This window comes from Streptomyces sp. NPDC058307 (assembly GCF_042880295.1).
Classification (GTDB): Bacteria; Actinomycetota; Actinomycetes; order Streptomycetales; family Streptomycetaceae; genus Streptomyces.
In genome coordinates this window covers 14,002-37,613 of record NZ_JBHVYZ010000033.1, presented here as the reverse complement: position 1 = coordinate 37,613, position 23,612 = coordinate 14,002, and the positions used below count along the sequence as shown (strand labels likewise).

The following is a 23,612-nucleotide window of genomic DNA, read 5'->3' as shown; positions in this document are numbered from 1 at the left end:
AGGCCTTGGTTCCCGGGGTCGGGTCATGCTGACGCTGCGGAGTGTGACGGTACATCCCGCCCCCGTGTCAAACGGGAAAAGCCCACAACGGCCACTCGAACGGTAACCCGACTACCGCCATTCCTGCCGCCCGGAGTACTCACCGGCCTTTTCGGGCTCATCCGGAGGGTGATCTCCCCCTTACCGGTCCACCTGCTCGTGAAGACCTCCCGGGAGCCGTCCTAGAGGCCGGTCAGGCACCACGCGCCGAGGGTCAGCGTGATGAGCGCGGCGAGCGTCGCCAGGGTCGCGGATGCGACGGGACTCACACCGTGGGCGACGGGCTCGCGATGCCGTACCCGGGCCGCGGTCCACACCAGGAGCCCTCCCCCGAACAGGGCGAACACCATTCCCGCAAAGATCGCCGGTCCGCTCTCCACGATTCCCGTGCCCCCCTTTTTCTCCCGTCCGCGCGTGCGCTTCCGACGGAGACTGGCACGCGCGGACGGCGGGCGGACGAACCCCGGGTGAACGCCGCGTCGACACGACCGCGGACTCCCCCGACCGGCCTCCGGCCGACGGCCTGACCACTGTTCCGGGCTGTTCCGGGCTGTTCCGGGCTGTTCCGGACGCTCACGGAAACCGACCGGATTCAGACCGGGCACAGGGCGCCCGGGGCCGCCTCAACGGGCGCCCCCGCCGCATTCACGCCGGCTCCAGGAACCCCTGCTCCACCAGCAGCCGGATCTGTGCGGGCGTACGGTCGCGCAGCATGACCGGGTCCTCGTCCATGAGCTGGGCGATCGCGTCGAGGATGCGACCCGCGCTCAGCGAGCCGTCGCACACGCCGACGAAGCCCGCGCCGACGGTGTCCACCTTGGTGGCCCGGCGCATTCCGCGGTGCTGGCGCAGCACGACGTGCTCCGGGTCCTCCGCGCCGGGCAGGCCGACCTGCTCCTGGACGATCTCGGGCACGAGTGTGAAGTGGGCCTCCAGCAGGGCCGCGTCGTCGTGGGCGCGCAGGTAGTCGAGGCGCTCGAAGTGCGCCCGGACGGTGTCCCCGAGCGGCTGCTCGACCGGGTGCGGCCACTCCTCCACGGTGATCGAGGGCACGGCGGAGCCCGTCCGGCGCAGGGTGATCCAGCCGAAGCCCACGGCCCTCACCTTGCGCGCCTCGAACTCGTCCAGCCACGCGTCGTACAGCGTCTGGTACTCGGCCGGGTCGCCGCGGTGGTCGCCGGCGTCCCTGAGCCACAGCTCGGCGTACTGCGTGACGTCCTGGACCTCGCGCTGCACGATCCACGCGTCGCACCCGCGCGGCACCCACGACCTGAGCCTGTCCTGCCAGTCCTCCCCCGCGACGTGCTGCCAGTTGGCGAGGAACTGCGCGAACCCGCCCTCGTTCAGCAGTTCCCCCGCCCCCTGAACGACCGAGCGGCACAGATCGTCCCCGCCCATCCCGCCGTCGCGGTACGTCAGCCGCGCGCCGGGCGAGATCACGAAGGGCGGGTTCGACACGATGAGGTCGTACGTCTCTCCCTGCTTGAGGGGTTCGAACAGCGAGCCCTCCCGCAGGTCGGCCGCCGGCGCGCCGGACAGGGCCAGCGTGAGCGCGGTGATGTGCAGCGCGCGCGGGTTGACATCGGTCGCCGTCACGCGCGTGGCGTGCTGTGCGGCGTGCAGGGCCTGGATCCCGGAGCCGGCGCCGAGGTCGAGGGCGGACGAGACGGGCGTACGGACCGTGATGCCGGCCAGGGTCGTGGAGGCACCGCCGACACCCAGGACGACGCCCTCCTCCCGGCTGCCGATGCCACCGGCGCCGCCGACGGCACAGCCCAGGTCCGACACGATGAACCAGTCCTCGCCACCGGGGCCGCCGTACGGCCGTACGTCCACCGTCGCGGCGACCTCGTCCGTGCCGGCGCGCACCAGCCAGCCGCTCTCCAGACACGCCTCGACGGGCAGAACGTCCGTCACGCGCGCGTGGGGCACCGGCTGCTGAAGGAGGAACAGACGTACGAGCAGCTCCAGCGGGGTGTCCCCGCGGGTCGCCCGGAGCGCGGGCACGGTCTCGCTGCGCGCGAGGGCCGCGTAGGCGGGGGCGCCGAGCAGCTCCAGCAGCCCGTCGGCGGTGAAGGAGGCCCCGAGCAGGGCGTCCCGCAGCCGGACGGTGACATCGGGACGGCCGGGAGCGGGGGCGGCGGGCAGCGTGGGCAGACTCGAGGTACTCACACACCCATTGTGGCCCGCACCCACCGCCCGACACGCCTCACCACCCGACTCACAGCGTGGGTCGGCCACCGCACCGGTCAGGGGCACACAACGGCGGGGCGCCGAGGACGACAACCGGGACCGCCCAGAGGACAGCGCACGGCCGAAGGGGACTCGCGCCGGGCACCTGGACCCTGCGGGGGCCTCGCCACGAGGCAATCCCGCTCAACGTGGGTTGCCGTCCGACCGCTCAGCGGTCCGTGCGTCCCCGGCTGCCGGACGGGACACCCGCGCGGGGCCCCACGCCCGGAGGCCGGGTGGCTGACGCCTGCGCCCGGCGCGTCTCGGCTTCCTGACGGCACGCCCGTCGGCGGCACCGGTCCCCCGTCCCCGACCGGCTCAGCTGTCCGTCGCCGAAGCGGACCCCGTCGGTGACGTGGACGCCTGCTTGCAGCCCGGCTGCTCGGCCAGGGCCTGCTTGGTGTCGCCCGACTCCAGGTCCTTCAGCGCGGCGAGCGCGGTCTGGCGCTGTGCCTCGACCTTGTTCATCTGGGCGGAGACGTCCTTGAGACCGGTCGCGAACTTCGCCTGGTCCTTGGTGTTGAGCCCGTCCACCTGCGTCTTCATGTCGGCGTAGGACGCCGAGAGGGACGTGAGCTGCTTGACGGCCGCCTGGAGCTTCTTCGCGCCGTTCTCGGCACCGGGGGGCGCCCCGGCGTTGCTGATGACCGTGGCGCGCGCCTTGTAGCCGTCGGACAGGTCCTGGAAGGCCTGGGAGTCGGCCTTCTGGAGCTCCGTCGGAGTGCTCTCGGTGTCCTCGGCCGCCTTGGTGATCGCGTCGTAGGCCGCCGTGATCTTCTTGTTCTGGGCCGGCACCAGGTCACAGACCTTCTTGGCCCAGGCATCGAGTTCCTTGTTGTCCTTGCTGCCGCCACCGCATCCCGTCAGCGCCAGTACCAGTACCGCACCGCCGGACAGTGCGGCCGCGAGCTTCTTGTTCACCGGATCGGTCCCTTCCATGGCCTCTCAGCCCCCGGACCTTACACAGCACACGCATCACGACAGCGCACCGAATATCACCTATGGGTCTCTTCGCAAGGGTTTACACCAGGCGAGAGAAGCCTCACGACCGAGCGGCGTGCACGCACAGGGCGGGCGTGCGGCGCCTGAACGCGCGCCGCCCGCCCGCCCCTTGAGCTGGGACTCGTCGCAGGACCTACGAAACCACCGCGGGATCCGCCGACTTGGCCGCCTTCTTCTCGTTGCCTTCGTCACCCACGGCGATACCGCGCCGCTTGGAGACGTAGACCGCGCCGGCGATCACGAGGAACGCGAGGACGGCGATGAAGATCCGTACGCCGATGCTCTTGTCCTCGCCGTAGCTGAACTTGATCACCGCCGGTGCGATCAGCAGCGCCACCAGGTTCATCACCTTCAGCAGCGGGTTGATCGCGGGACCCGCGGTGTCCTTGAAGGGATCGCCGACGGTGTCTCCGATCACGGTCGCGGCGTGGGCCTCGCTGCCCTTGCCGCCGTGGTGACCGTCCTCGACGAGCTTCTTGGCGTTGTCCCAGGCACCGCCGGAGTTGGCCAGGAAGACCGCCATGAGCGTGCCCGCGCCGATCGCGCCCGCGAGGAACGCGCCGAGGGCGCCGACCCCGAGGGTGAACCCGATGAAGATGGGCGCCGTCACGGCGAGCAGTCCGGGCGTGGCGAGTTCGCGCAGGGCGTCCCTGGTGCAGATGTCGACGACCTTGCCGTACTCCGGCTCCTCGCTGTAGTCCATGATCCCGGGGTGCTCGCGGAACTGCCGCCGCACCTCGTAGACCACGGAGCCCGCCGACCGCGACACCGCGTTGATCGCCAGCCCCGAGAAGAGGAAGACGACCGCCGCGCCGGCGATCAGGCCGACGAGGTTGTTGGGCTGCGAGATGTCCATCATCAGGCTCATCGGCGCCCCCGCCCCGCTGAGCTTCTCGCCGACGTCCTGCGCGCCGGTCGTGATCGCGTCACGGTACGACCCGAAGAGCGCCGACGCCGCGAGGACCGCGGTGGCGATGGCGATGCCCTTGGTGATGGCCTTGGTGGTGTTGCCGACGGCGTCCAGGTTGGTGAGCACCTGCGCGCCCGCGCCCTCGACGTCGCCGGACATCTCGGCGATGCCCTGCGCGTTGTCGGAGACCGGCCCGAAGGTGTCCATGGCGACGATCACACCGACCGTGGTGAGCAGGCCGGTGCCGGCCAGCGCCACCGCGAACAGCGCCAGCATGATCGAGGTGCCGCCGAGCAGGAACGCCCCGTAGACGCCGAGGCCGATCAGCAGGGCGGTGTAGACGGCCGACTCGAGACCGAGCGAGATACCGGCCAGGATCACGGTGGCGGGCCCCGTGAGCGAGGTCTTGCCGATGTCCTGCACGGGACGGCGGTTGGTCTCGGTGAAATAGCCGGTCAACTGCTGGATGACGGCGGCGAGCAGGATGCCGATGGCTACGGCGACAAGGGCGAGGATCCTCGGATCGCCGTCCTTGCCCGAGATCGCCGTATCGGTGATTCCGTCGAGGTCGGCGTACTTCCCCGGGAGGTAGACGAAGACGGCCACCGCCACCAGCACGAGCGAGATCACCGCGGAGATGAAGAACCCGCGGTTGATCGCGGACATGCCGCTCCGGTCGGAACGGCGTGGCGCGACCGCGAAGATGCCGATCATCGCGGTGATCACGCCGATCGCCGGGACGAGCAGCGGGAACGCGAGTCCGGAGTCGCCGAAGGCCGCCTTGCCGAGGATCAGCGCGGCGACCAGGGTCACGGCGTACGACTCGAAGAGGTCGGCCGCCATGCCCGCGCAGTCGCCGACGTTGTCGCCCACGTTGTCGGCGATGGTCGCGGCGTTGCGCGGGTCGTCCTCCGGGATGCCCTGCTCGACCTTGCCGACCAGGTCGGCGCCGACGTCGGCGGCCTTGGTGAAGATGCCGCCGCCGACCCTCATGAACATCGCGATGAGCGCCGCACCGAGACCGAAACCCTCCAGGACCTTCGGCGCGTCGGCCGCGTACACCAGCACCACACAGGAGGCGCCCAGCAGACCGAGCCCCACCGTGAACATGCCGACCACGCCGCCCGTACGGAAAGCGATCTTCATGGCTTTGTGCGAGACGGCGGTGAGATCCTTTTCCGGCTCGCCTTCCGCCGGAGTGGCTTCTCGTGCCGCCGCGGCCACCCGCACATTGCTGCGCACTGCGAGCCACATGCCGATATAGCCGGTGGCCGCCGAGAAGCCGGCGCCGATCAAGAAGAACAGGGATCGGCCTGCACGCTGATTCCAGTCGTCCGCGGGCAGCAGCATGAGCAGGAAGAACACGACGACGGCGAATACACCGAGCGTGCGCAACTGGCGTGCCAGATAGGCGTTCGCGCCCACCTGGATGGCCTTCGCGATCTTTTTCATGCTGTCGGTGCCCTCGCCGGCCGCGAGCACCTGGCGTACCAGGACGCCTGCCACCGCGAGCGCCGCCAGGGCGACGACCGCGATGACGGCGATCAGCACCCGGTTGTCGTCGGTGAGCACCGCGGCCGCGAAGGTTGTGGGCTGGTCCAACTGATGAGGGGTAGAAAGCCCCGCCATTCGTCCTCCTTGACGCTTGGGCTGAGCTCAAGATGTGGACGGATTGTAGGTACCACGCCCTGATCAAAACAGGGCGCGGTAAACGGAATTCGCCTTTACAGAACCTGAAAGCAGTAATGCCCCGGGGGCATTCATGACCGATATCTAGATCGTGAACCAATTCACGATATGCATCGCACCTGACCACTGTAGGCACACAAAGCCCAAGCCGACATGCGGAAGGGCCCCACCGGTGTGGTGGGGCCCTTCCGCATGTCGAACAGAAATCTCATTCGAACCGGGGAGAAAGTCAGGGAAGCACTGCGGCCGGCGGCGTGGTCGGCCAGGTCATACGGATCTGTCCGCCATGCTCCCCTGCGGTGACCTCGACGTCGTCGACGAGACCGCTGATGACCGCGAGGCCCATCTCGTCCTCCTCGGTCTCCGCGTCGGGCTCCTCGCCCGGTGCGCCCGGCGCCCGGTCGCCCGGGGCCGAATGGGGTGCCTCGTCGCCGACCTCGATGGAGAACTGCTTCTCCTCGTCGATCAGCAGCACCTGGACCGGCGCGGTGATGCCGCCGTTCTGGTGCAGTCCCACGGCACGGGTGCAGGCCTCGCCGACAGCGAGCCTGACCTCGTCGAGGACGGCCTCGTCCACTCCGGCCCTGCGCGCCACCGCTGCCGCCACCAGTCGGGCGGTCCTGACGTGCTCGGGCAGCGCGCTGAAACGGAGTTCAACGGTGGCCATGCGTCCCCCTCGGAACTACGGGCGTGCTGTCGGGGGACCGGGCCGCCGAAAGCCCGGACCCCCTCCTTTTGCTTCTGTCGACGTCCTTCTGCCGACCCGGGCACGGGCCCGGGAACGGATCAGTCGGTCGCCGCCACCGCTTCCTCGACCGAGGTGTGGATCGGGAACACCTTGGTGAGGCCGGTGATACGGAAGATCTTGAGAATGCGCTCCTGGTTGCAGACCAGGCGCAGCGAGCCCTCATGGGCACGCACCCGCTTCAGTCCGCCGACCAGTACGCCGAGCCCGGTGGAGTCGAGGAAGTCCACGCCCTCCATGTCGACGACAAGGTGGAAACTGCCGTCATTCACCAGCTCGACCAGCTGCTCGCGCAGCTTGGGCGCGGTATATACGTCGATTTCGCCACCGACCCTGACGATCGTGCGATCGCCGATGGTCTCGGTCGACAGGGACAGGTCCACGGATCCTCCAGCACCTTGCTATCGAGCGGTCGCCCCTCGGGACACCTCGGCAGAGCCCCCGGGACGGTTCGCCAGCCGCGATGGCATTCAATCACTTACCGGCAGGCGTGCACGACGCCTTGGTCCCATTGTCCGTCACGCCAGTGACACACTCGGTGCCGATGGCCAAGAATCTGCGATCCGATCGACCCTCGACGGACACCGGTCCCCGCCCCACGCCGAGCACGGTCCTGGACCGGCTCGCCGCCGGGCCGAGCCGGTCTGCGCGCATCACTCATACGGAGCACTTGCCCCCACGGGCGGGTCGCCATGCAGTCTGGCCCGACCGGATCCGCTCGGAGGTCATCGCGGCCGTCCAGGCCTGCGGCATCGAGCACCCCTGGGCCCACCAGGCACGCGCAGCCGAACACGCCCTGGACGGCGAGTCGGTCGTCGTCGCCACCGGCACCGCCTCCGGCAAGTCCCTGGCGTACCTCGTGCCAGTCCTCTCCGCGCTCCTGGACGGTTCCGAGGCCCCGAACGGCCGCGGCGCCACCACGCTCTACCTGTCCCCCACGAAGGCCCTGGCCGCGGACCAGTGCCGTTCGGTGAAGGAACTTTCACAACCGCTGGCCAATTCCGTACGCCCCGCGGTCTACGACGGCGACACGCCGTTCGAGGAACGCGAGTGGATCCGCCAGTACGCCAACTACGTGCTGACCAACCCGGACATGCTGCACCGCGGGATACTCCCGTCCCACTCCCGCTGGTCCTCCTTCCTGAAGGCGCTCAAGTACGTCGTCATCGACGAGTGCCACACCTACCGGGGCGTGTTCGGCTCCCACGTCGCCCAGGTGCTGCGCCGACTGCGCCGCCTCTGCGCCCGCTACGGCGCCTCCCCCGTCTTCCTGCTGGCCTCCGCGACGGCCGCCGAGCCGTCGGTCGCCGCCCGCCGCCTCACCGGCCTCCCGGTGGTCGAGGTCGCCGACGACGCCTCACCGCGCGGCGAACTGGTGTTTGCCCTCTGGGAGCCCCCGCTCACCGAGATGCAGGGCGAGAAGGGCGCCCCGGTCCGCCGTACGGCCACGGCGGAGACGGCGGACCTCCTCACCGACCTCGCCGTGCAGGGCGTGCGCTCGGTCGCCTTCGTGCGCTCCCGGCGCGGCGCCGAGCTGATCGCCGTGATCGCCCAGGAACGGCTGGCCGAGGTCGACCGCTCCCTGGCCCGCCGCGTGGCGGCGTACCGCGGCGGCTATCTCCCGGAGGAGCGCCGGGCCCTGGAACAGGCCCTTCACTCGGGCGAGTTGCTGGGTCTTGCCGCCACCACCGCCCTGGAACTCGGCATCGACGTCTCGGGGTTGGACGCCGTGCTGATCTCCGGCTACCCCGGCACGCGCGCGTCCCTGTGGCAGCAGGCGGGCCGGGCGGGACGCGCCGGCCAAGGAGCGCTGGCGATCCTGGTGGCCCGCGACGACCCCCTGGACACCTTCCTCGTCCACCACCCCGAGGCCCTCTTCGACCAGCCGGTGGAGTCCACGGTCCTCGACCCCGACAACCCGTACGTCCTCGCCCCGCACTTGTGCGCGGCCGCGGCGGAACTGCCGCTGACGGACGAGGACATGGAGTTGTTCGGGCCGGAGACCGAGAGCCTGCTGGGGCAGTTGGAGTCCGCGAAGCTCCTGCGCCGCCGCACCAAGGCCTGGCACTGGACCCGCCGGGAGCGGGCCGCCGACCTCACCGACATCCGCGGGGAGGGCGGCCGGCCCATCCAGATCGTCGAGTCGGGCACGGGCCGCCTCCTCGGTACGGTCGACGCGGGCTCCGCCCACACCGCCGTCCACGAGGGCGCGGTCCACCTCCACCAGGGCCGCACCTATCTCGTCCGCTCCCTGGACCTGGAGGACTCGGTCGCCCTGGTCGAGGAGGCGAACCCGTCCTACTCGACGGTGGCCCGCGACACGACGGCCATCTCCGTCCTGGAGACCGACGTCGAGATCCCCTGGGGCGACGGACGCCTGTGCTACGGCTCCGTCGAGGTCACCAACCAGGTGGTCTCCTTCCTCCGCAGACGTCTGATCACCGGCGAAGTGCTCGGCGAGACGAAACTCGACCTCCCTCCTCGTACGCTCCGTACGCGCGCGGTGTGGTGGACGGTCACCGAGGACCAACTCGACGAGGCCCGGATCAACCCGGAGATCCTCGGCGGCGCCCTGCACGCCGCCGAACACGCCTCCATCGGCCTGCTGCCCCTCTTCGCGACCTGCGACCGCTGGGACATCGGCGGCGTGTCGGTCCCGCTGCACCCCGACACGCTGCTCCCCACGGTCTTCGTCTACGACGGCCACCCGGGCGGCGCGGGCTTCGCGGAGCGCGCCTTCCACACCGCCCGCGCCTGGCTCACCGCCACCCGCCAGGCCATCGCCTCCTGCGAGTGCGACGCCGGCTGCCCGTCCTGCATCCAGTCACCCAAGTGCGGCAACGGCAACGATCCGCTGCACAAGAGGGGGGCGGTGCGGCTCCTCACGGTGCTGTTGCGGGGGGCCCCGGAGGAGGGGCCTGCCGGGGAGCAGGAAGGACACCCAGCCCTCCTGGCACCCGGGCTTCAGGACCGAGGGCCGGCAAAGGCTCAGCCTCCGACGGAACCGGCCCCGCAGGCCCCGCCCGCGCTCTGACCTCCGCTGTGAACGGCCCCCGCCCCGAGGCCGCCGTCACGTCGGAGACCTCCCCGACCATCGTGCACCGCACGAGCCGCGTTCCCTGGTCCCGCGCCACGTCCTCCGCCCGGGCGCAGGCCGACGCCGGTCCCTCGGCCCAGTGGTCCGCCGCCGCGAGCGCCGCGAGATCCGCCCCGCCGGCCGCCCGATGCCGTACGGCGACGGCCTGCCCGAGGGCCAGCACGGCCCCGAACACCACACACATCACCGCGATGGCACCGACACTCCAGACCGTGGCGGAACCCCGGTCCGAACGGGCGGCACCGCCCTGAGCACCGGCGAACCGCACGGCACGGCGGCGGACGCGGGCGAACAGTGCCTTGACGGAGCCGACCGTGGACGACCGGTCGCGGGCAGGGCCGCCGACTTCGGCGAACGGGGAGCCGACGACGGCTGCCCTTGGAGACCGGGCTTCGGGGAACCGCAGGGCGGCGATCCCGGCGTTGACGAAGCCGACGGTGGAGAACCGCGGGTGGGCGGGCACCGCCTTCGCGAACCCGGTGTCAGCGATGCCCACCCTTGCGGAACGCGAGTCGGTTACGCCCAGCCTCGCGAAACGTGTTTTCGCGAACCTCAGGATGTGGAGCCTGGAGCGCGCGGGCCCCGTCTTCACGAACCAGACGTCAGCGACGCCCGCCCGCGCGAACCGCAAGTCGGCTACGCCCACACCTGCGAACCGGGATTTGGCGAACCGCGCAGCGGCGGACCCAGCGTTCGCACACCGCACAGTGCCCAGCCCGGCGGTCACGGACCGCACAGCGCCCAACCACGCGCCCGCGAACCCCCCGGCGCCGCACCGAGCACCCCCGGACCCAACGGCGGCAACCTCGCGCTCTGAAGTTCCGCCGCTCATCCTCCTTCCCCCACCGTCGACTCCACCAGGGCCACGGCTTCCTCCCGTACCTCGAAGGGCAGGCCGTGCAGTGCGGGTGGCTTCGCCACCACCACGACACGGACCCGGTCGCCCTCCCGGGCCACCGTCACCTCCGCGTCGCGCGGTGCCGTGTCCCGAGCCACCCGGACGACCGCCTCGGCGGGATCCTCGCGGGCCGCCGCACGGGCGCCCGTCCTGGCGGCGTCCACGCACTGGATCTGGGCGGCCACCACAAGCAGCCCCCACACCAGTGCCATCGCGAACATCACCAGCACGGGCAGCACCATGGCCGACTCCGCCGTCACGAACCCCTCGTCCGCCGCCCGTTCACGCCTTCGCATCGAGCGCCCGTTTCACGATGGCCTGGAGTTCCGCGCTGACGGCCCCACTGGTGACCACCTTGTAGAGCACCACCGCGAACGCCACCGCCGCGACGATCCCCATCGCGTACTCGGAGGTGACCATTCCGTCGTCCCCGCGCATCGACCGCACCCGGCACATCGTCCTGCACACCAGGGCACCCATCCGCGCCCGTACCGTCTTGTACATCTCAACCCCCGTAAGGATCAGTCCTGTTGATTGCCGTCTGACTGCTCGTACTTCTGCTCGCACGTCTGCTCACCGACCTCTGACCCTCATGGCCCACCCCCTCCCAGCACTCCTCCCGCGAGCCCGATCACGATCGGCAGCACGCCGACGGCGATGAACGCGGGCAGGAAACACAGCCCCACCGGCGCGGTGACCAGTACGGCGGCCTTCCGTGCCCGTGCCGTCGCTGCGCGCCCCCAGTCGGCGCGGGCATCCGCCGCGAGCCCCGCGACCGGCCCGGCCGCCGGCAACCCGGTCACGTCGGCGCGTTCGAGCAGCCGGGCCAGCGCCTCGGCGCCCGGTGTCGAGGCGAGCCTTCGCCACGCCTCGTCCGGTTCGCCGCCGAGCCGTACCTCGGCCGCACCGCGCGCGAGTCCTTCCCCGACGGGCCCGCCCAGTGCCTCGCCCACGGCCTGGGCGGCGATCACGGGACCGGCGCCCGCCGCGATACAGGCGGCCAGCAGGTCGGCGGCGAGCGGTAGTTGCCTTGCCGCCTCGCGCGCGTCGGCCTCCCCGGCACCCATGTCGGCCGGCTGCCGTAGCTGCCAGCGCCACACCCCCGTCGCGACGACGAGCCCGACCACGGCACCGGCGACTCCGCCGACCAGCACCCACCCGGCACCCCCGACACCGAGCACGGGCAGCCACCGCCGCGCGAACTCACGCCTCTCGAACCGCGGACCCTCGACGGTGGCCTCCGGGGCGGCCAGCACTTCTCCGAGCCGCCGCCGCAGTCTCCGTTCGCGCCGCACCGCCGCGGTCCACCGGGCGAGAAAGGTGACCACCAGCGCGGTCCCCAGAACCGCCCCCAGCCTGTGGAAAACTTCTGCGCTCATGCCGCCTCGGCTCCCCGCACGATCCGCGTCGCCCACCACATCCCGACGCCCTCCAGCAGGCCGCCGACCAGCAGACAGCCCAGCCCGGTCCCGGTGTGCAGAAGGACGTGCAGGGGATCGGCGCCGAGGGCGGCACCGAGGCTCAGCCCCAGTACCGGCAACGCGGCGAGCATCCACGCCGTGGACCGCGCTCCCGCCAACTGGGCGCGCAGATCGGCCCGTTGGTCACGCTCGGCCCGCAACGCCCCTTCGAGCCGATCGAGCCCGGCCGCGAGCCCCGCCCCCTGGTCCACGGCCACCCGCCAGCACGCGGCAAGCCCGAGCAGCCCCTCGGCACCAGGTCGCCGGGCCGTCGCCGCGAGCGCCCCCGGCACATCCCCGCCGAACCGGGCCGCCGCCAACAAGGCGGCGTGCGTCTCCCCGAGCCCACCTACCGCCGGAACCCCGGACCCACCCGAGCCGACCTCGCCGACTCCTGCCTCCTGGAAATCCCGCACACCCCGCACCAGCGCCTCCCCCGGCTGGCGCCCGGCCCGCACCTCCCCGGCGACCACCGCGCACAGCGCGATCACCGCGGCCGCCCGCCGCTCACGCACCTGACGCTCCTCGCGGGCCAGCCGCACCCGCCGCAGCAACGGCACCCCGGCCGCCCCCGCGACGACCGGCAGCACCGAGGCCCCCAGTACGGCCAGCACCAGCCCGGCGGCCGCCGCCCACCACTCGAACCCCAGCCGCCCACGAATCCGCCGCAGCTCCCCCAGCAGTCGCCGCCACGGCGGAGGCCCGACTCCCACCACCCCGCCTCCGGCCAGCAGCATCCGCGCCCGCCGGACCCCGGAACGCCGACCGCTCCACAGCCACACGGCCGTCCAGAGGCATCCCACGGCCACTCCCGTCGACCCCATTGACATCTCCCCCATCCCGATCACGTCCTTTCACCGCCCGAAGCGCCCGAAGCGCCCGAAGCGCCCGACCGTCCGAAGCGCCCGGCCGTCCGAACCGCCCGAACCTTCGCGTCGCCGCCGAGCCCTCTCGTCGCCGAGCCCGTCGCCGCCCACCCGCCCAGTCATCCGCCCACCCCCGGTCCCCGCATCGCATCCCCGAGCAGCCCCCGCAGCCGCTCCCACCCGCGCTCGTACGCGAACGCCTCCACTCCCCACCGCAGCGCCGGCACCGTCCGCACCAGCCCCGTGGAATCCCGCTCCAGCACCCGCACCTCGGCGATCCGCCGCCGCCCGGCCCGGTCGCGCACAAGATGCAGTACGACCGACAGCGCGGCCGCCAACTGGCTGTGCAGCGCGGCCCGGTCGAGCCCGGCTGCCGTGCCCAGCGCCTCCAGACGGGCCGGTACGTCGGCCGCCGCGTTGGCGTGCACGGTCCCGCAGCCGCCCTCATGGCCCGTGTTCAAGGCCGCCAGCAGATGCACGACCTCGGGCCCGCGCACCTCACCCACGACCAGCCGGTCGGGCCGCATCCGCAAGGCCTGTCGAACCAGGTCCTCGAGCGTGACCTGCCCGGCGCCCTCCTGGTTGGCGGGTCTCGTCTCCAGCCGGACGACGTGCGGATGGTCCGGCCTGAGCTCCGCCGAGTCCTCCGCGAGCACGATCCGCTCACCCGGCCCGACGAGCCCCAGCAGCGCGCTCAGCAGGGTTGTCTTCCCGGTGCCTGTCCCGCCGCTGATGAGGAAGGACAGCCGCGCGTCCAGCAGCGCCCGCAGCACCCGGTCCCCGCCCGGCGGCACGGTGCCGGCCACGATCAGTTCGTCCAGCGTGAAGGCGCGCGGCCGTACGACTCGCAGCGACAGACAGGTGCAGCCGACGGCGACCGGAGGAAGCACCGCGTGCAGCCGCGTTCCGTCGGGCAGCCGGGCGTCCACCCAGGGCCGTGCGTCGTCGAGGCGCCGTCCCGCCACCGCGGCGAGCCGCTGTGCGAGTCGCCGTACGGCGGCCGCGTCGGGGAAGGAGACCGCTGTCAGTTCGAGCCCGCCGCCCCGGTCCACCCAGACCCGGTCCGGCGCCGACACGAGGACGTCCGTCACCGACGGGTCGGCGAGCAGCGGCTCCAGGGGCCCGCTGCCGACGAGTTCGGACCGCAACCGCTCGGCCGCGCCCAGCACTTCGGCGTCCCCGAGGACCCGCCCCTGCTCCCGCAGCGCCTGTGCCACACGCGCGGGCGTCGGTTCGGCCCCGCTCTCGGCCAGCCACTGCCGTACACCGTCCAGCAGCCCGGAGGCCGTGTCCGCGCCGGCCGCCGAGGACGCCGGAACACCCACCGGAGCTGCCCGCAGCCGCCCCACGGTGCCGACCGGTGCCTCACCCGACCGACGTCGCTCAACGGGACCCGCTGCCGGATCGCCCGCCCGCCTCACCTCGGCAGAGCCGACCCCGGCGCCGTCCACCCGCTCGAACCCGGAAGACCCGGCGGACCCGGCGGGGGACCCAGCGGACCCGAAGGCCTCCGAGAACCCCGAGAACCCGGAGAACCTGGAGATCCCGCTCATGACGACCCCGTCCCCGCCTCGGTCAACGCCCGCTCCCAGAACTCCTTGCAGAACCGCGCCAGTGGCCCCCGTACGGCCGCCCCCGGTGGTGATCCGCTCCCCTGGGGCCGCTGGAGGGCCGATTCGACCGGGACCTCGCCCACCAGGGGCAGGCCCAGCAGGCGGGCCACCTCGCGGTCGTCGAGGCCGGGTGCGTACGGGCCGCGTACCGCCACCCGCAGGTCGCGCAGGACCATGCCGACCGCCGAGGCCACGCGACCGGCCGCGGCGACGGCGCGCAGTTCGGCGGGGACCACGAGGATCCCCAGATCGAGCTGGGCAAGGGCCTCGGTGACGCCGTCGTCGAGGCGGCGGGGCAGGTCCACGACGACGGTGCCGCCCCGGCGCCGGGCCGCGGCGAGCACCGCCCGTACGGCCTGGGGCGGGACGGCGATGCGGTCGCCGCGGTCCCAGCTCAGGACCCGCAGCGAGTGCAGCCGCGGCAGGGACTCCTCCAGGGCACCGCCGCCGACCCGTCCTCGCGAGGCGGCGAACGCGGGCCAGCGCAGCCCTTCGGTGCTCTCGCCGCCGAGGAGTACGTCGAGTCCGCCGCCCAGTGGATCGGCGTCCACGAGGAGTGTGCGCAGGCCCTCACGCGCGGAGGTGACGGCGAGGGCACACGCGAGCGTGGAGGCTCCGGCCCCGCCCCGGCCTCCGATGACGCCGACGGTGAGGGCGGGACGGCCGACGCCCTCGGTGACGTCGGCGATCCGGTCGACCAGCCACTGCTCGCCGTCGGGCAGCATCAGGACGTGGTCGGCACCGATCTCGACGGCCCGCTTCCACACCCCGGAGTCGTCCTGGTCGCGGCCCACCAGCACGACTCCGCGCCTGCGGGCGGCTCCGCGCACCCGCCGTGCGGCGTCGTCGCCCACCAGGATGAGCGGGGCGGCCTCCCAGCTGCCTCTGGGCTGCGGCACCCCGTGATGGACCTCTGCTGTCGCCCCGGCCGCCGCGCACAGGCGGAGCAGATCGTCGAGCAGGTCCTCGTCCTCCGTGACGATCAACGGCCGGCCCGGCCGGCCTCCGGCGGCGGGCCGGCCCTCGTGTGTGACGGCTGCGGTCACGGTCTCCATCCCCCTTCACCGCGCCACGCGAGGCCCTCCCAGGGCCCGCACGGCGCCTCTTCCGCGCGGCCCCTTCGGCCCCGCGATTCCCAGACATGTGAAGAACCGGCAAGCGGTCTCCATATGAACGGCCGATACGAACCGGCCAAACACACCCGACAAACCAGAACCGGCCATGAAGTCGGCAGGAGCGGGACGTGTGGGAATCACGGTGCAGCGATCCGGGAAATCGTGTGGATCTTGGTCGATAACTGTGGACAACTCCGCCCCTGTGAATAAAGGCGTCACCCATACCGGTGAGGACGTACCGCCTGCGTACCGACTTCCACAGAGCACCAGGGCGACTACACTCAGTGACGAATCATGAGCATGCAGAAGAGACGGCCGCAGCCGCCTCGATGCGGTCACACCACCGCGCAAGAAAGAGGAAAAACCCACCCGGACATGCGACGACCCCCACCGGGGGGGAGAGTGGGGGTCGCCTTCACGGCCGACTCGGGGGGGGAGGAGCCGGGCCGCGTTAGCACGGTCGCGAACGATCCGTGACTTCCATGGTGTACCCGAGAGGCCTCTCAGGCAAACCCACGCGCCTCACCTTACGCCGAATGGGCTGCGCCTATGCTCGGGGTCGTGGAAAACCACTCCTTGCCCCGCACAGCCGCCTTCTTTGACCTGGACAAGACGGTCATTGCGAAGTCGAGCACGCTCACGTTCAGCAAGTCGTTCTACCAAGGCGGGCTGATCAACCGCAGGGCCGCCTTGCGGACCGCATATGCCCAGTTCGTCTTCCTCGTCGGCGGTATGGACCACGACCAGATGGAGCGCACCCGCGAGTACCTCTCCGCGCTCGTGCGCGGCTGGAACGTCCAGCAGGTCAAGGAGATCGTCGCCGAGACCCTCCACGACCTGATCGACCCGATCATCTACGACGAGGCCGCCTCTCTCATCGAGGAGCACCACACCGCCGGCCGGGACGTCGTCATCGTCTCCACGTCCGGCGCCGAGGTGGTCGAGCCGATCGGTGAACTCCTGGGCGCCGACCGGGTGGTGGCCACCCGCATGGTCGTGGGCGAGGACGGCTGCTTCACCGGCGAGGTGGAGTACTACGCGTACGGCCCGACAAAGGCCGAGGCCGTCAAGGAGTTGGCGGAGTCCGAGGGCTACGACCTGGAGCGCTGCTACGCCTACAGCGACTCGGCGACCGACCTGCCGATGCTCCAGGCCGTGGGCCATCCGCACGCGGTCAACCCGGACCGCGCGCTGCGACGCGAGGCCCTCGCGCGCGGGTGGCCGATTCTCGATTTCCACCGGCCGGTCCGGCTCAAGCAGCGGCTGCCCGGGTTCGCCGTACCGCCCCGCCCGGCGCTCGTCGCGGTCGCCGCGATAGGAGCGGCGGCAGCGACTGCGGGCCTGGTCTGGTACGCGAACCGGCGGCGATCGACAGTCGCCTGAGGCGATTCCGGCTACTTGACGCCTATTTGAGGATAAAAGTAAAGAACGGCGGCCAGGGGTTCCGCTTGCCCGGGTCCAGGAGTACAAAGGGGTTAACGGCCCGCGAGACCAAGGACATCCGAGAGGATCACCTTAAAACGCATTTGGCCCCACGGACCGAGCATGAACACCGGGCACCCACGCGACGTCGACCCGTCGATTACGGGCCAGCCGCACCAGGGACGGGCAAAGTTCCCGACCTGATGGGCAATATCTCGAGGACGCTTGGTAACACGGTGAACATGCCAGCGGCGGTACGAGTCCTCGTACCGCCGCAACCCTGTTCCAGGGGCTCCACGCCACCCCGCTACGCCGCTCCTCGCTGGAGCGCCTCGCACACCGCTGTCGACTCGCGCGCGCCCAGTTCGATCGCGCTGCCGCAGTGGGCGATCCAGGCGGCCATCCCCTCGGGGGTGCCGGAGACGTAGCCGTCGAGCGCCGCCAGATAGGCAGCGCGGCCCAATTCCGCGTGACCGACCTCCGCGGGGCACACCGACTTCGGGTCGAGTCCGCTGCCGACCAGGACGATCCGCGCGGCCGCGCGCGCGACCAGGCCGTTGTAAGAGACGAAGGGCCGTAGGGCGAGGAGCTCTCCCTGCACGACGGCGGCCGTGACCAGGGCCGGGGCCGAGCCGCCCGCGATGATCAGCCGGGACAGGCCCTCCAGTCGGCCCGAGACCTCCGCCGCGCCCGGCAGGGGCAGCTCGATGAGCGGTTCGTCGACGCCCTCGCCTGCCTGGCGGGGACGCCCGATCTCGTCGCGGTCGGATGCCGCGGCGACCAGATGCAGCCGGGCCAGCACCCGCAGGGGCGACTGCCGCCAGATGGACAGCAGTTGGCCGGCCTCGGCGGTCAGCCTGAGGGCCGCCCCCATGACCCGCGCCTCGTCGTCGACGCCGAAGTCCGAGCGTCGGCGCACCTCTTCGAGGGCCCAGTCCGCGCCGGACAGCGCGGCCGAGCCGCGGGCGCCGCGCAGGGCGGCCTCGGAGGTGATCTCGTTGCTGCGGCGCCGCATCACGCGGTGTCCGTAGACCCGGTCCACGGACTTGCGCACGGACTCCACGGACTCGGCCACGCCGGGCAGCGAGCCCAGGGCCGCGAGCGGATCGGCGTTCGCGCCTGTCGTACTCATGAGTACGACATTACGCAACCCAGCGGCACACCCCTCGATGGAGTGGTCTTCTTCACGCACGACTGCCACATACAGCTATCACTCGACTACTCTTCGTGAACATGAAAATTGCTTTCGCCGGGAAGGGCGGCAGCGGCAAGACGACCCTGTCCTCCCTGTTCATCCGCCATCTCGCGGCCACCGGGGCACCGGTGATCGCCGTCGATGCCGACATCAACCAGCACCTGGGGCCGGCGCTCGGCCTGGACGAGGCGGAGGCGGCCGCGCTGCCCGCCCTGGGCGAGCGGCTGCCGCTGATCAAGGAGTACCTGCGCGGCACCAATCCGCGGATCGCCTCGGCCGCCGAGATGATCAAGACCACCCCGCCCGGCGAGGGCTCGCGGCTGCTGCGGGTGCGCGAGGACAACCCGGTCTACGACGCCTGTGCCACGCCGGTGGAACTCGACGGCGGCATCGTCCGTTTGATGGTCACCGGCCCCTTCACGGACGCCGACCTGGGGGTCGCCTGCTACCACTCCAAGACGGGGGCGGTGGAGCTCTGCCTGAACCACATGGTGGACGGGCGGGACGAGTACGTCGTGGTGGACATGACGGCGGGCTCGGACTCCTTCGCCTCCGGCATGTTCACCCGCTTCGACATCACGTTCCTCGTCGCCGAACCGACCCGGAAGGGGGTCTCCGTCTATCGCCAGTACAAGGAGTACGCCCGCGACTTCGGCGTCGTCCTGAAGGTCGTCGGCAACAAGGTGCGGGGTCAGGACGACCTCGACTTCCTCCGCGCCGAGGTCGGGGACGACCTGCTGGTGACGGTCGGGCACTCCGACTGGGTGCGCGCCCTGGAGAAGGGCCGGCCGCCCCGGTTCGCCCTCCTGGAGGACGTCAACCGGCGTGCCCTGCACCAGCTGCGGACGGCCGCCGACGCGACGTACGACCTGCGCGACGGGCAGCGTTACACCCAGCAGATGGTGCACTTCCACTTGAAGAACGCCCGGTCCTGGGGCAACGAGCGCACGGGGGCCGATCTGGCGGCGCAGATCGACCCCTCGTTCGTCCTCGGCGAGAGCGCGGTGACGACCGCGAGCGTCTGAAGCGACCGCGCTCGCCGACAGGCCGCGTTGGCCAATGCGGCGGCCGCGACCGCCCGTCGGCTACGGCTGCTTGGCCGCCGGTGCCCCGGGTACGCCCTTCGGTGCCGGGGCGGGCCGGCCGGACAGGAAGGCGGCCCAGCCCTGCTTCGGCGCCTCGCCGACCTCCAGAGCGCGCAGCTTCGCCAGGGTCCTCGGGTCCTGGGCGTCCAGCCAGTCGGCGAGCTGCCGGAAGGAGACACAGCGCACGTCGGGCTTGTTGCACACGTACTCGATGGTCTCCTTGACGGCGCGCATATAGGTGCCGCCGTTCCAGGACTCGAAGTGGTTGCCGATGATCAGAGGCGCGCGGTTGCCGTCGTAGGCCCGGTGGAAGCCCTTGAGTAGGCCGTCGCGCATCTGGTCGCCCCAGAACTCGTACTTGCCGGGGTCGCCCTGGGTCCGGGTGCCGGACTGGTTGACCATGAAGTTGTAGTCCATGGTGAGCTGCTCGTAGGAGTGCCCGGGAAAGGGCACGAGCTGCATCGACAGGTCCCACAGGCCCTGCTTCTTCTTCGGCCACAGCTGCTCGTTGACCCCGCTGGTGTCGTAGCGGAAGCCCAGCTCGTCGGCGGCCTTCATGAAGTTCTTCTGGCCCTCCAGGCAGGGGGTGCGGGCGCCGATGAGCTCCCTGTCGTAGTCGAAGGGCAGCGGTGGGGCCTTTGTCATCCCGGTGTTGGTCTTCCAGGACTTCACGAACTTCTTCGCCTGGGCGATCTCGTCCTTCCACTCCGCGACCGACCACTGGCCGACCCCGCCTCCGCTGCCGCAGAAGTGGCCGTTGAAGTGGGTGCCGATCTCGTTGCCCTCCAGCCACGCGAGGCGCAGCTGCCTGACGGTGTCGGCGATGCCCTGCTGGTCGTTGAAGCCGATGTCGGAGCGGCCCGGGGAGTGCTGCGGCGGCTTGTACTCGTCGCGCTTTTCCTCCGGCAGCATGTACACGCCGCTCAGGAAGTACGTCATCGTGGCGTGGTTCGCCTTCGCGACCGCACGGAAATGGGAGAACAGCTTCTGGCTGTCCTCGCCGGCGCCGTCCCAGGAGAACACCACGAACTGCGGAGGCTTCTGACCGGGCTTGAGACGTTGGGCTCTGGGCAGGTGCGGCTGCGCTCCGGTGTACGCGGTGGAGCCGTCACCGATCAGACGGAACACCCGCTTGGGCGGAGCCTGGGCTGGCTTCGCCTTCTGCGGGCCGGCGGCTCCCCCCTCGGAGACGTCGGCGCCGGTCGCGCAACCGGCGAGTGAGGCGGCGCAGACCGCGGCGACCACGGCTCCCGCGGCAATCCTGTGGGTGGCGGCCATGTTCCGCCCACCTTCTTCCTTCTCTCGGGGCAACGACAGCGCCGCCAAGTTCGCACGTGCCCGAGAAGGAATTAGTACGACAAGCCGATGAAATTGCCACTTCACCCATTCAGGTGGGTCCTTAACCCATTTGCCCGGAAAGTCTATGCCAGCCCTTTACTCTGCATTACGATCCATTTACCGAGCGTTGATTCATCCCGCCGCTGCACGCCGTGACCCACGGCCGCGACCCGACCCCCGCCATCGACGGGGGACCACCTGTTCCGCGACCGCGCTGCCCCGGAGGAGACGGGAAAAATGTCAGCCTGTGTTCCCACCCGCGCCACCGACCCGAGCGACTCGCACCACACGAGCCGCAGCCACCCTTCCCACAGCCCCCCGCCGACCCCGCCCCGCCGCTTCCGTGTCGCGGGCGCCGACGTGTCGGCCTCGATCGCGGTCTTCCTGATCGCCCTGCCCCTGTCCCTGGGCATCGCCCTCGCCACCGGCGCGCCCCTCCAGGCCGGCCTCGTGGCCGCCGCCGTCGGAGGGATCGTCGCCGGCCGGCTGGGGGGCTGCCCGCTCCAGGTCAGCGGCCCGGCCGCCGGGCTCACCGTGGTCACCGCCGACCTGATCCACCGCTACGGCTGGCGGACGACCTGCGCCATCACCGTCCTCGCCGGAGTGGTCCAACTGGGCCTCGGCTGCCTGCGGGTGGCCCGTTCCGCGCTCGCCGTCAGCCCCGCGATCGTGCACGGCATGCTCGCCGGCATCGGCGTCACCATCGCCGTCGCCCAGGTGCACATCGTCCTCGGCGGCACCCCGCAGAGCTCCGTTCTCGACAACCTCCGCGCCCTGCCCGCCCAGTTGGCGCACCTGCAGCCCGCCGCCGTCTCGGTCAGCGTGCTGACCCTGACGCTGCTCCTCCTCTGGCCGCGCCTCCCGGGCTGGGCGGGCCACCTCCTGCGCAGGATCCCGGCCGCGCTCGTGGCCGTCGCCGGAGCCACCACCGTCGCCTCCCTCACCGGACTGGCCGTGCCGAAGGTCGATCTGCCGTCCTGGCGCAGCCACGCCCTGGCCGGACTGCCCGAGGGTCCCGTGCTGGGGCTCGTCGCCGCCGTGCTCACCACCACGCTGGTGTGCAGTGTGCAGTCGTTGCTGGGCGCGGTGGCCGTGGACAAGCTGGCGGCCGGCCGCCCCGATCTGATGGCCGCGAGCACCGATCCAGATCGAAGCCCCCGCGTCGGCCGCTCCGAGCTGGACCGCGAACTGCTCGGACAGGGCGCCGCCAACATCGTCTCCGGCTCCCTCGGCGGACTGCCCGTCGCCGGTGTGGCGGTGCGCAGTTCGGCGAATGTCCGGGCGGGTGCCGTCAGCCGGAACTCCACGATGCTGCACGGCGTTCTCGTAGTGATCGCCGCGCTGCTGATGGTCCCGGTCCTCGAGTTCATCCCGCTCGCCTCGCTCGCCGCCCTCGTGATGGCCGTCGGCATCCAGATGGTGTCCCTGCACCACATCCGCACGGTGACCCGCCACCGAGAAGTCCTGGTGTACGCCCTCACCACCCTCGGCGTGGTCGTGTTCGGCGTCCTGGAGGGTGTCTCGCTGGGCATCGCCGTCGCCGTCGGAGTCGCCCTGCACCGCCTCACCCGCACCCGGATCACCCACTGCGAGAGGGAAGGAGTCCATCACGTACACGTAAGAGGGCAGTTGACGTTCCTCGCGGTGCCCCGGCTCAGCCGGGCCCTGCATCTCGTCCCCCAGGGAGCGGACGCCGTCGTGGAGTTGGACGGGTCGTTCATGGACCACGCGGCGTACGAATCGCTGCAGGACTGGCAGAAGACGCACACCGCGCGGGGCGGTTCCGTCGAGCTGACCGGGCGCAGACCGGGCACGCGCATCGCCGAGCTGTCCGATGCCGACCACTGCCGCTGCCGCCCCTGGACGGCCTGGCGCAACCACCAGTGCGAGCGCCCCTACACCGCGCAGCCCACCGGACACGCCGGTGCGTCCGGCGAACGCGGTGCCGCACAGGCTCCGGGCGCGCCCCGCGAGTCGAGCGGGCACGAGCTGGCGCGTGGCATCAGCGCGTTCCAGCGCAACACCGCGCCGATCGTGCGGGGTGAGCTGGCCCGGCTGGCGCGTGAGGGCCAGCGGCCGGACCAGCTCTTCCTCACCTGCGCCGACTCGCGGCTGGTCACCTCGATGATCACCTCCAGTGGCCCGGGCGACCTGTTCGTGGTGCGCAACGTGGGCAACCTCGTTCCCCTGCCCGGCGAGGAGAGCGGGGACGACTCGGTGGCCGCCGCGATCGAGTACGCGGTGGACGTGCTGAAGGTGCGCTCCATCACCGTGTGCGGGCACTCCGGCTGCGGGGCCATGCAGGCGCTGCTCGCCGCCGAGCCGGGCGACGCCCGGAGCCCGCTGAAGCGGTGGCTGCGGCACGGACTGCCCAGCCTGGAGCGGATGGCCGACGGCAGCCGGCCCCGCGCCAGGCTCGCCGGGCGGGCCCCCGCCGACGCGGTCGAGCAGCTCTGTCTGACCAACGTGGTCCAGCAGTTGGAGCATCTGAGCGCCCATGACTCGGTGGCCCGGGCCCTGCGGGAGGGGGAGCTGGAGCTGCACGGGATGTACTTCCACGTGGGCGAGGCCCAGGCGTACCTGCTCACCGGGGCGGCTGGGGACGGGCTGTTCGACCATGTGGAGGCGGCGGCGGACCTGTCGGCGTGAGCCTGGCGGTGTGCGGCCCCTCCTTCAGCCTTCAGGAGCCGCACACCGCCGCTCCCCAGGAGCCGCTCGGCGTCGGCTTCAGCGGGACACAGGGCTCGACATCGGCTGTCTGCGAGGGGGGTCCGGTGATCTGGGCACACGACTGTCAAGGGGTAACCGGGACGGCAGGATCTGCCATGACCAGGACGCACGGTTCCGTCCTCGTGGCGTTCGAAGAGCCGTGGGCTGCGAGCCGCGGCCTGCGGTCCGCCCCGTAT

General features: G+C 71.4%; 18 protein-coding genes and 1 pseudogene. 4 read left to right on the top strand and 15 right to left on the bottom strand.

Features of this window, described 5'->3' with window-relative positions; genetic code table 11:
* Positions 1-221: 221 nt before the first annotated feature.
* The 6 genes from ACFVYN_RS23365 to bldG all read right to left on the bottom strand — a co-directional run bounded on the left by ACFVYN_RS23365 (position 222) and on the right by bldG (position 7,000).
* On the bottom strand, positions 222-419 hold the full coding sequence (locus ACFVYN_RS23365) for a hypothetical protein (RefSeq protein WP_390001473.1): 198 nt from the start codon (positions 417-419) through the stop codon (positions 222-224).
* A gap of 265 nt (positions 420-684) precedes the next feature.
* Positions 685-2,211 (bottom strand): methyltransferase, encoded by a 1,527-nt coding sequence (locus tag ACFVYN_RS23360; RefSeq protein ID WP_390001471.1) that lies wholly within the window; start codon positions 2,209-2,211, stop codon positions 685-687.
* Positions 2,212-2,589: 378 nt separating this feature from the next.
* A complete protein-coding gene (locus ACFVYN_RS23355) occupies positions 2,590-3,210 on the bottom strand; it encodes a small secreted protein (RefSeq protein ID WP_390001469.1) in 621 nt (206 codons plus the stop codon).
* Between the two features lie 196 nt (positions 3,211-3,406).
* Complete coding sequence (locus ACFVYN_RS23350; RefSeq protein WP_390001468.1) at positions 3,407-5,812, bottom strand: sodium-translocating pyrophosphatase; 2,406 nt, start codon at positions 5,810-5,812, stop codon at positions 3,407-3,409.
* A gap of 289 nt (positions 5,813-6,101) precedes the next feature.
* Positions 6,102-6,539, bottom strand: a complete 438-nt coding sequence (locus ACFVYN_RS23345; RefSeq protein ID WP_390001467.1) for an ATP-binding protein — start codon at positions 6,537-6,539, stop codon at positions 6,102-6,104.
* Between the two features lie 119 nt (positions 6,540-6,658).
* Positions 6,659-7,000 carry an anti-sigma factor antagonist BldG gene (gene bldG / locus ACFVYN_RS23340; protein ID WP_024885807.1) on the bottom strand — a complete coding sequence of 114 codons (342 nt, stop codon included), beginning with the start codon at positions 6,998-7,000 and terminating at the stop codon, positions 6,659-6,661.
* An 80-nt stretch (positions 7,001-7,080) separates the two neighbouring features.
* Here bldG and ACFVYN_RS23335 point away from each other — a divergent pair, with 80 nt between their 5' ends.
* On the top strand, positions 7,081-9,651 hold the full coding sequence (locus tag ACFVYN_RS23335; protein WP_390001466.1) for a DEAD/DEAH box helicase: 2,571 nt from the start codon (positions 7,081-7,083) through the stop codon (positions 9,649-9,651).
* A gap of 40 nt (positions 9,652-9,691) precedes the next feature.
* Here the strand turns inward: ACFVYN_RS23335 and ACFVYN_RS23330 are convergent.
* The 7 genes and pseudogenes from ACFVYN_RS23330 to ssd all read right to left on the bottom strand — a co-directional run.
* Positions 9,692-9,898 (bottom strand): annotated as a pseudogene (locus ACFVYN_RS23330) (Rv3654c family TadE-like protein); the annotation flags it as partial.
* A gap of 644 nt (positions 9,899-10,542) precedes the next feature.
* Positions 10,543-10,908, bottom strand: a complete 366-nt coding sequence (locus ACFVYN_RS23325; RefSeq protein ID WP_390001465.1) for a TadE family type IV pilus minor pilin — start codon at positions 10,906-10,908, stop codon at positions 10,543-10,545.
* Positions 10,895-11,116, bottom strand: a complete 222-nt coding sequence (locus ACFVYN_RS23320; RefSeq protein ID WP_390001463.1) for a DUF4244 domain-containing protein — start codon at positions 11,114-11,116, stop codon at positions 10,895-10,897. Before ACFVYN_RS23320 ends, ACFVYN_RS23325 begins: the two co-directional genes overlap by 14 nt.
* Positions 11,117-11,202: 86 nt before the next feature.
* Positions 11,203-11,991, bottom strand: a complete 789-nt coding sequence (locus tag ACFVYN_RS23315) for a type II secretion system F family protein (protein WP_390001461.1) — start codon at positions 11,989-11,991, stop codon at positions 11,203-11,205.
* Positions 11,988-12,911 (bottom strand): type II secretion system F family protein, encoded by a 924-nt coding sequence (locus ACFVYN_RS23310; protein ID WP_390001460.1) that lies wholly within the window; start codon positions 12,909-12,911, stop codon positions 11,988-11,990. Before ACFVYN_RS23310 ends, ACFVYN_RS23315 begins: the two co-directional genes overlap by 4 nt.
* Before the next feature lie 146 nt (positions 12,912-13,057).
* Positions 13,058-14,263, bottom strand: coding sequence for a TadA family conjugal transfer-associated ATPase (locus ACFVYN_RS23305; RefSeq protein WP_390001458.1), 1,206 nt, complete (start codon positions 14,261-14,263; stop codon positions 13,058-13,060).
* Positions 14,264-14,487: 224 nt separating this feature from the next.
* The gene (gene ssd, locus ACFVYN_RS23300) at positions 14,488-15,606 is read right to left on the bottom strand and encodes a septum site-determining protein Ssd (RefSeq protein ID WP_390001456.1); all 1,119 of its coding nucleotides are present in this window, start codon (positions 15,604-15,606) and stop codon (positions 14,488-14,490) included.
* A 609-nt stretch (positions 15,607-16,215) separates the two neighbouring features.
* On the opposite strand from ssd, the gene ACFVYN_RS23295 reads away from it, so the two are divergent.
* Positions 16,216-17,049: an HAD family hydrolase gene (locus ACFVYN_RS23295; protein WP_390001454.1), complete on the top strand. Its 834-nt coding sequence runs from the start codon at positions 16,216-16,218 to the stop codon at positions 17,047-17,049.
* Between the two features lie 346 nt (positions 17,050-17,395).
* Here ACFVYN_RS23295 and ACFVYN_RS23290 read toward each other — a convergent pair whose 3' ends face one another.
* Positions 17,396-18,220 carry an oxidoreductase gene (locus ACFVYN_RS23290; protein WP_390001452.1) on the bottom strand — a complete coding sequence of 275 codons (825 nt, stop codon included), beginning with the start codon at positions 18,218-18,220 and terminating at the stop codon, positions 17,396-17,398.
* 101 nt (positions 18,221-18,321) lie between these two features.
* On the opposite strand from ACFVYN_RS23290, the gene ACFVYN_RS23285 reads away from it, so the two are divergent.
* Positions 18,322-19,308, top strand: a complete 987-nt coding sequence (locus ACFVYN_RS23285; RefSeq protein ID WP_390001450.1) for an ATP-binding protein — start codon at positions 18,322-18,324, stop codon at positions 19,306-19,308.
* Between the two features lie 60 nt (positions 19,309-19,368).
* Here ACFVYN_RS23285 and ACFVYN_RS23280 read toward each other — a convergent pair whose 3' ends face one another.
* Positions 19,369-20,646 carry a hypothetical protein gene (locus tag ACFVYN_RS23280; RefSeq protein ID WP_390001448.1) on the bottom strand — a complete coding sequence of 426 codons (1,278 nt, stop codon included), beginning with the start codon at positions 20,644-20,646 and terminating at the stop codon, positions 19,369-19,371.
* A 297-nt stretch (positions 20,647-20,943) separates the two neighbouring features.
* Here ACFVYN_RS23280 and ACFVYN_RS23275 point away from each other — a divergent pair, with 297 nt between their 5' ends.
* The gene (locus ACFVYN_RS23275) at positions 20,944-23,355 is read left to right on the top strand and encodes a SulP family inorganic anion transporter (RefSeq protein ID WP_390001447.1); all 2,412 of its coding nucleotides are present in this window, start codon (positions 20,944-20,946) and stop codon (positions 23,353-23,355) included.
* The last annotated feature ends 257 nt before the right edge of the window (positions 23,356-23,612 follow it).

What these genes read in the sequence shown, in the direction of transcription:
- ACFVYN_RS23355 (WP_390001469.1), bottom strand. Translation starts at nt 3,210, where the DNA reads ATGGAAGGGACCGATCCGGTGAACAAGAAGCTCGCGGCCGCACTGTCC.
- ACFVYN_RS23350 (WP_390001468.1), bottom strand. Translation starts at nt 5,812, where the DNA reads ATGGCGGGGCTTTCTACCCCTCATCAGTTGGACCAGCCCACAACCTTC.
- ACFVYN_RS23345 (WP_390001467.1), bottom strand. Translation starts at nt 6,539, where the DNA reads ATGGCCACCGTTGAACTCCGTTTCAGCGCGCTGCCCGAGCACGTCAGG.
- ACFVYN_RS23335 (WP_390001466.1), top strand. Translation starts at nt 7,081, where the DNA reads ATGGCATTCAATCACTTACCGGCAGGCGTGCACGACGCCTTGGTCCCA.
- ACFVYN_RS23325 (WP_390001465.1), bottom strand. Translation starts at nt 10,908, where the DNA reads ATGCGAAGGCGTGAACGGGCGGCGGACGAGGGGTTCGTGACGGCGGAG.
- ACFVYN_RS23320 (WP_390001463.1), bottom strand. Translation starts at nt 11,116, where the DNA reads ATGTACAAGACGGTACGGGCGCGGATGGGTGCCCTGGTGTGCAGGACG.
- ACFVYN_RS23315 (WP_390001461.1), bottom strand. Translation starts at nt 11,991, where the DNA reads ATGAGCGCAGAAGTTTTCCACAGGCTGGGGGCGGTTCTGGGGACCGCG.
- ACFVYN_RS23310 (WP_390001460.1), bottom strand. Translation starts at nt 12,911, where the DNA reads ATGGGGGAGATGTCAATGGGGTCGACGGGAGTGGCCGTGGGATGCCTC.
- ssd (WP_390001456.1), bottom strand. Translation starts at nt 15,606, where the DNA reads ATGGAGACCGTGACCGCAGCCGTCACACACGAGGGCCGGCCCGCCGCC.
- ACFVYN_RS23295 (WP_390001454.1), top strand. Translation starts at nt 16,216, where the DNA reads ATGCTCGGGGTCGTGGAAAACCACTCCTTGCCCCGCACAGCCGCCTTC.
- ACFVYN_RS23290 (WP_390001452.1), bottom strand. Translation starts at nt 18,220, where the DNA reads ATGAGTACGACAGGCGCGAACGCCGATCCGCTCGCGGCCCTGGGCTCG.
- ACFVYN_RS23285 (WP_390001450.1), top strand. Translation starts at nt 18,322, where the DNA reads ATGAAAATTGCTTTCGCCGGGAAGGGCGGCAGCGGCAAGACGACCCTG.
- ACFVYN_RS23280 (WP_390001448.1), bottom strand. Translation starts at nt 20,646, where the DNA reads ATGGCCGCCACCCACAGGATTGCCGCGGGAGCCGTGGTCGCCGCGGTC.
- ACFVYN_RS23275 (WP_390001447.1), top strand. Translation starts at nt 20,944, where the DNA reads ATGTCAGCCTGTGTTCCCACCCGCGCCACCGACCCGAGCGACTCGCAC.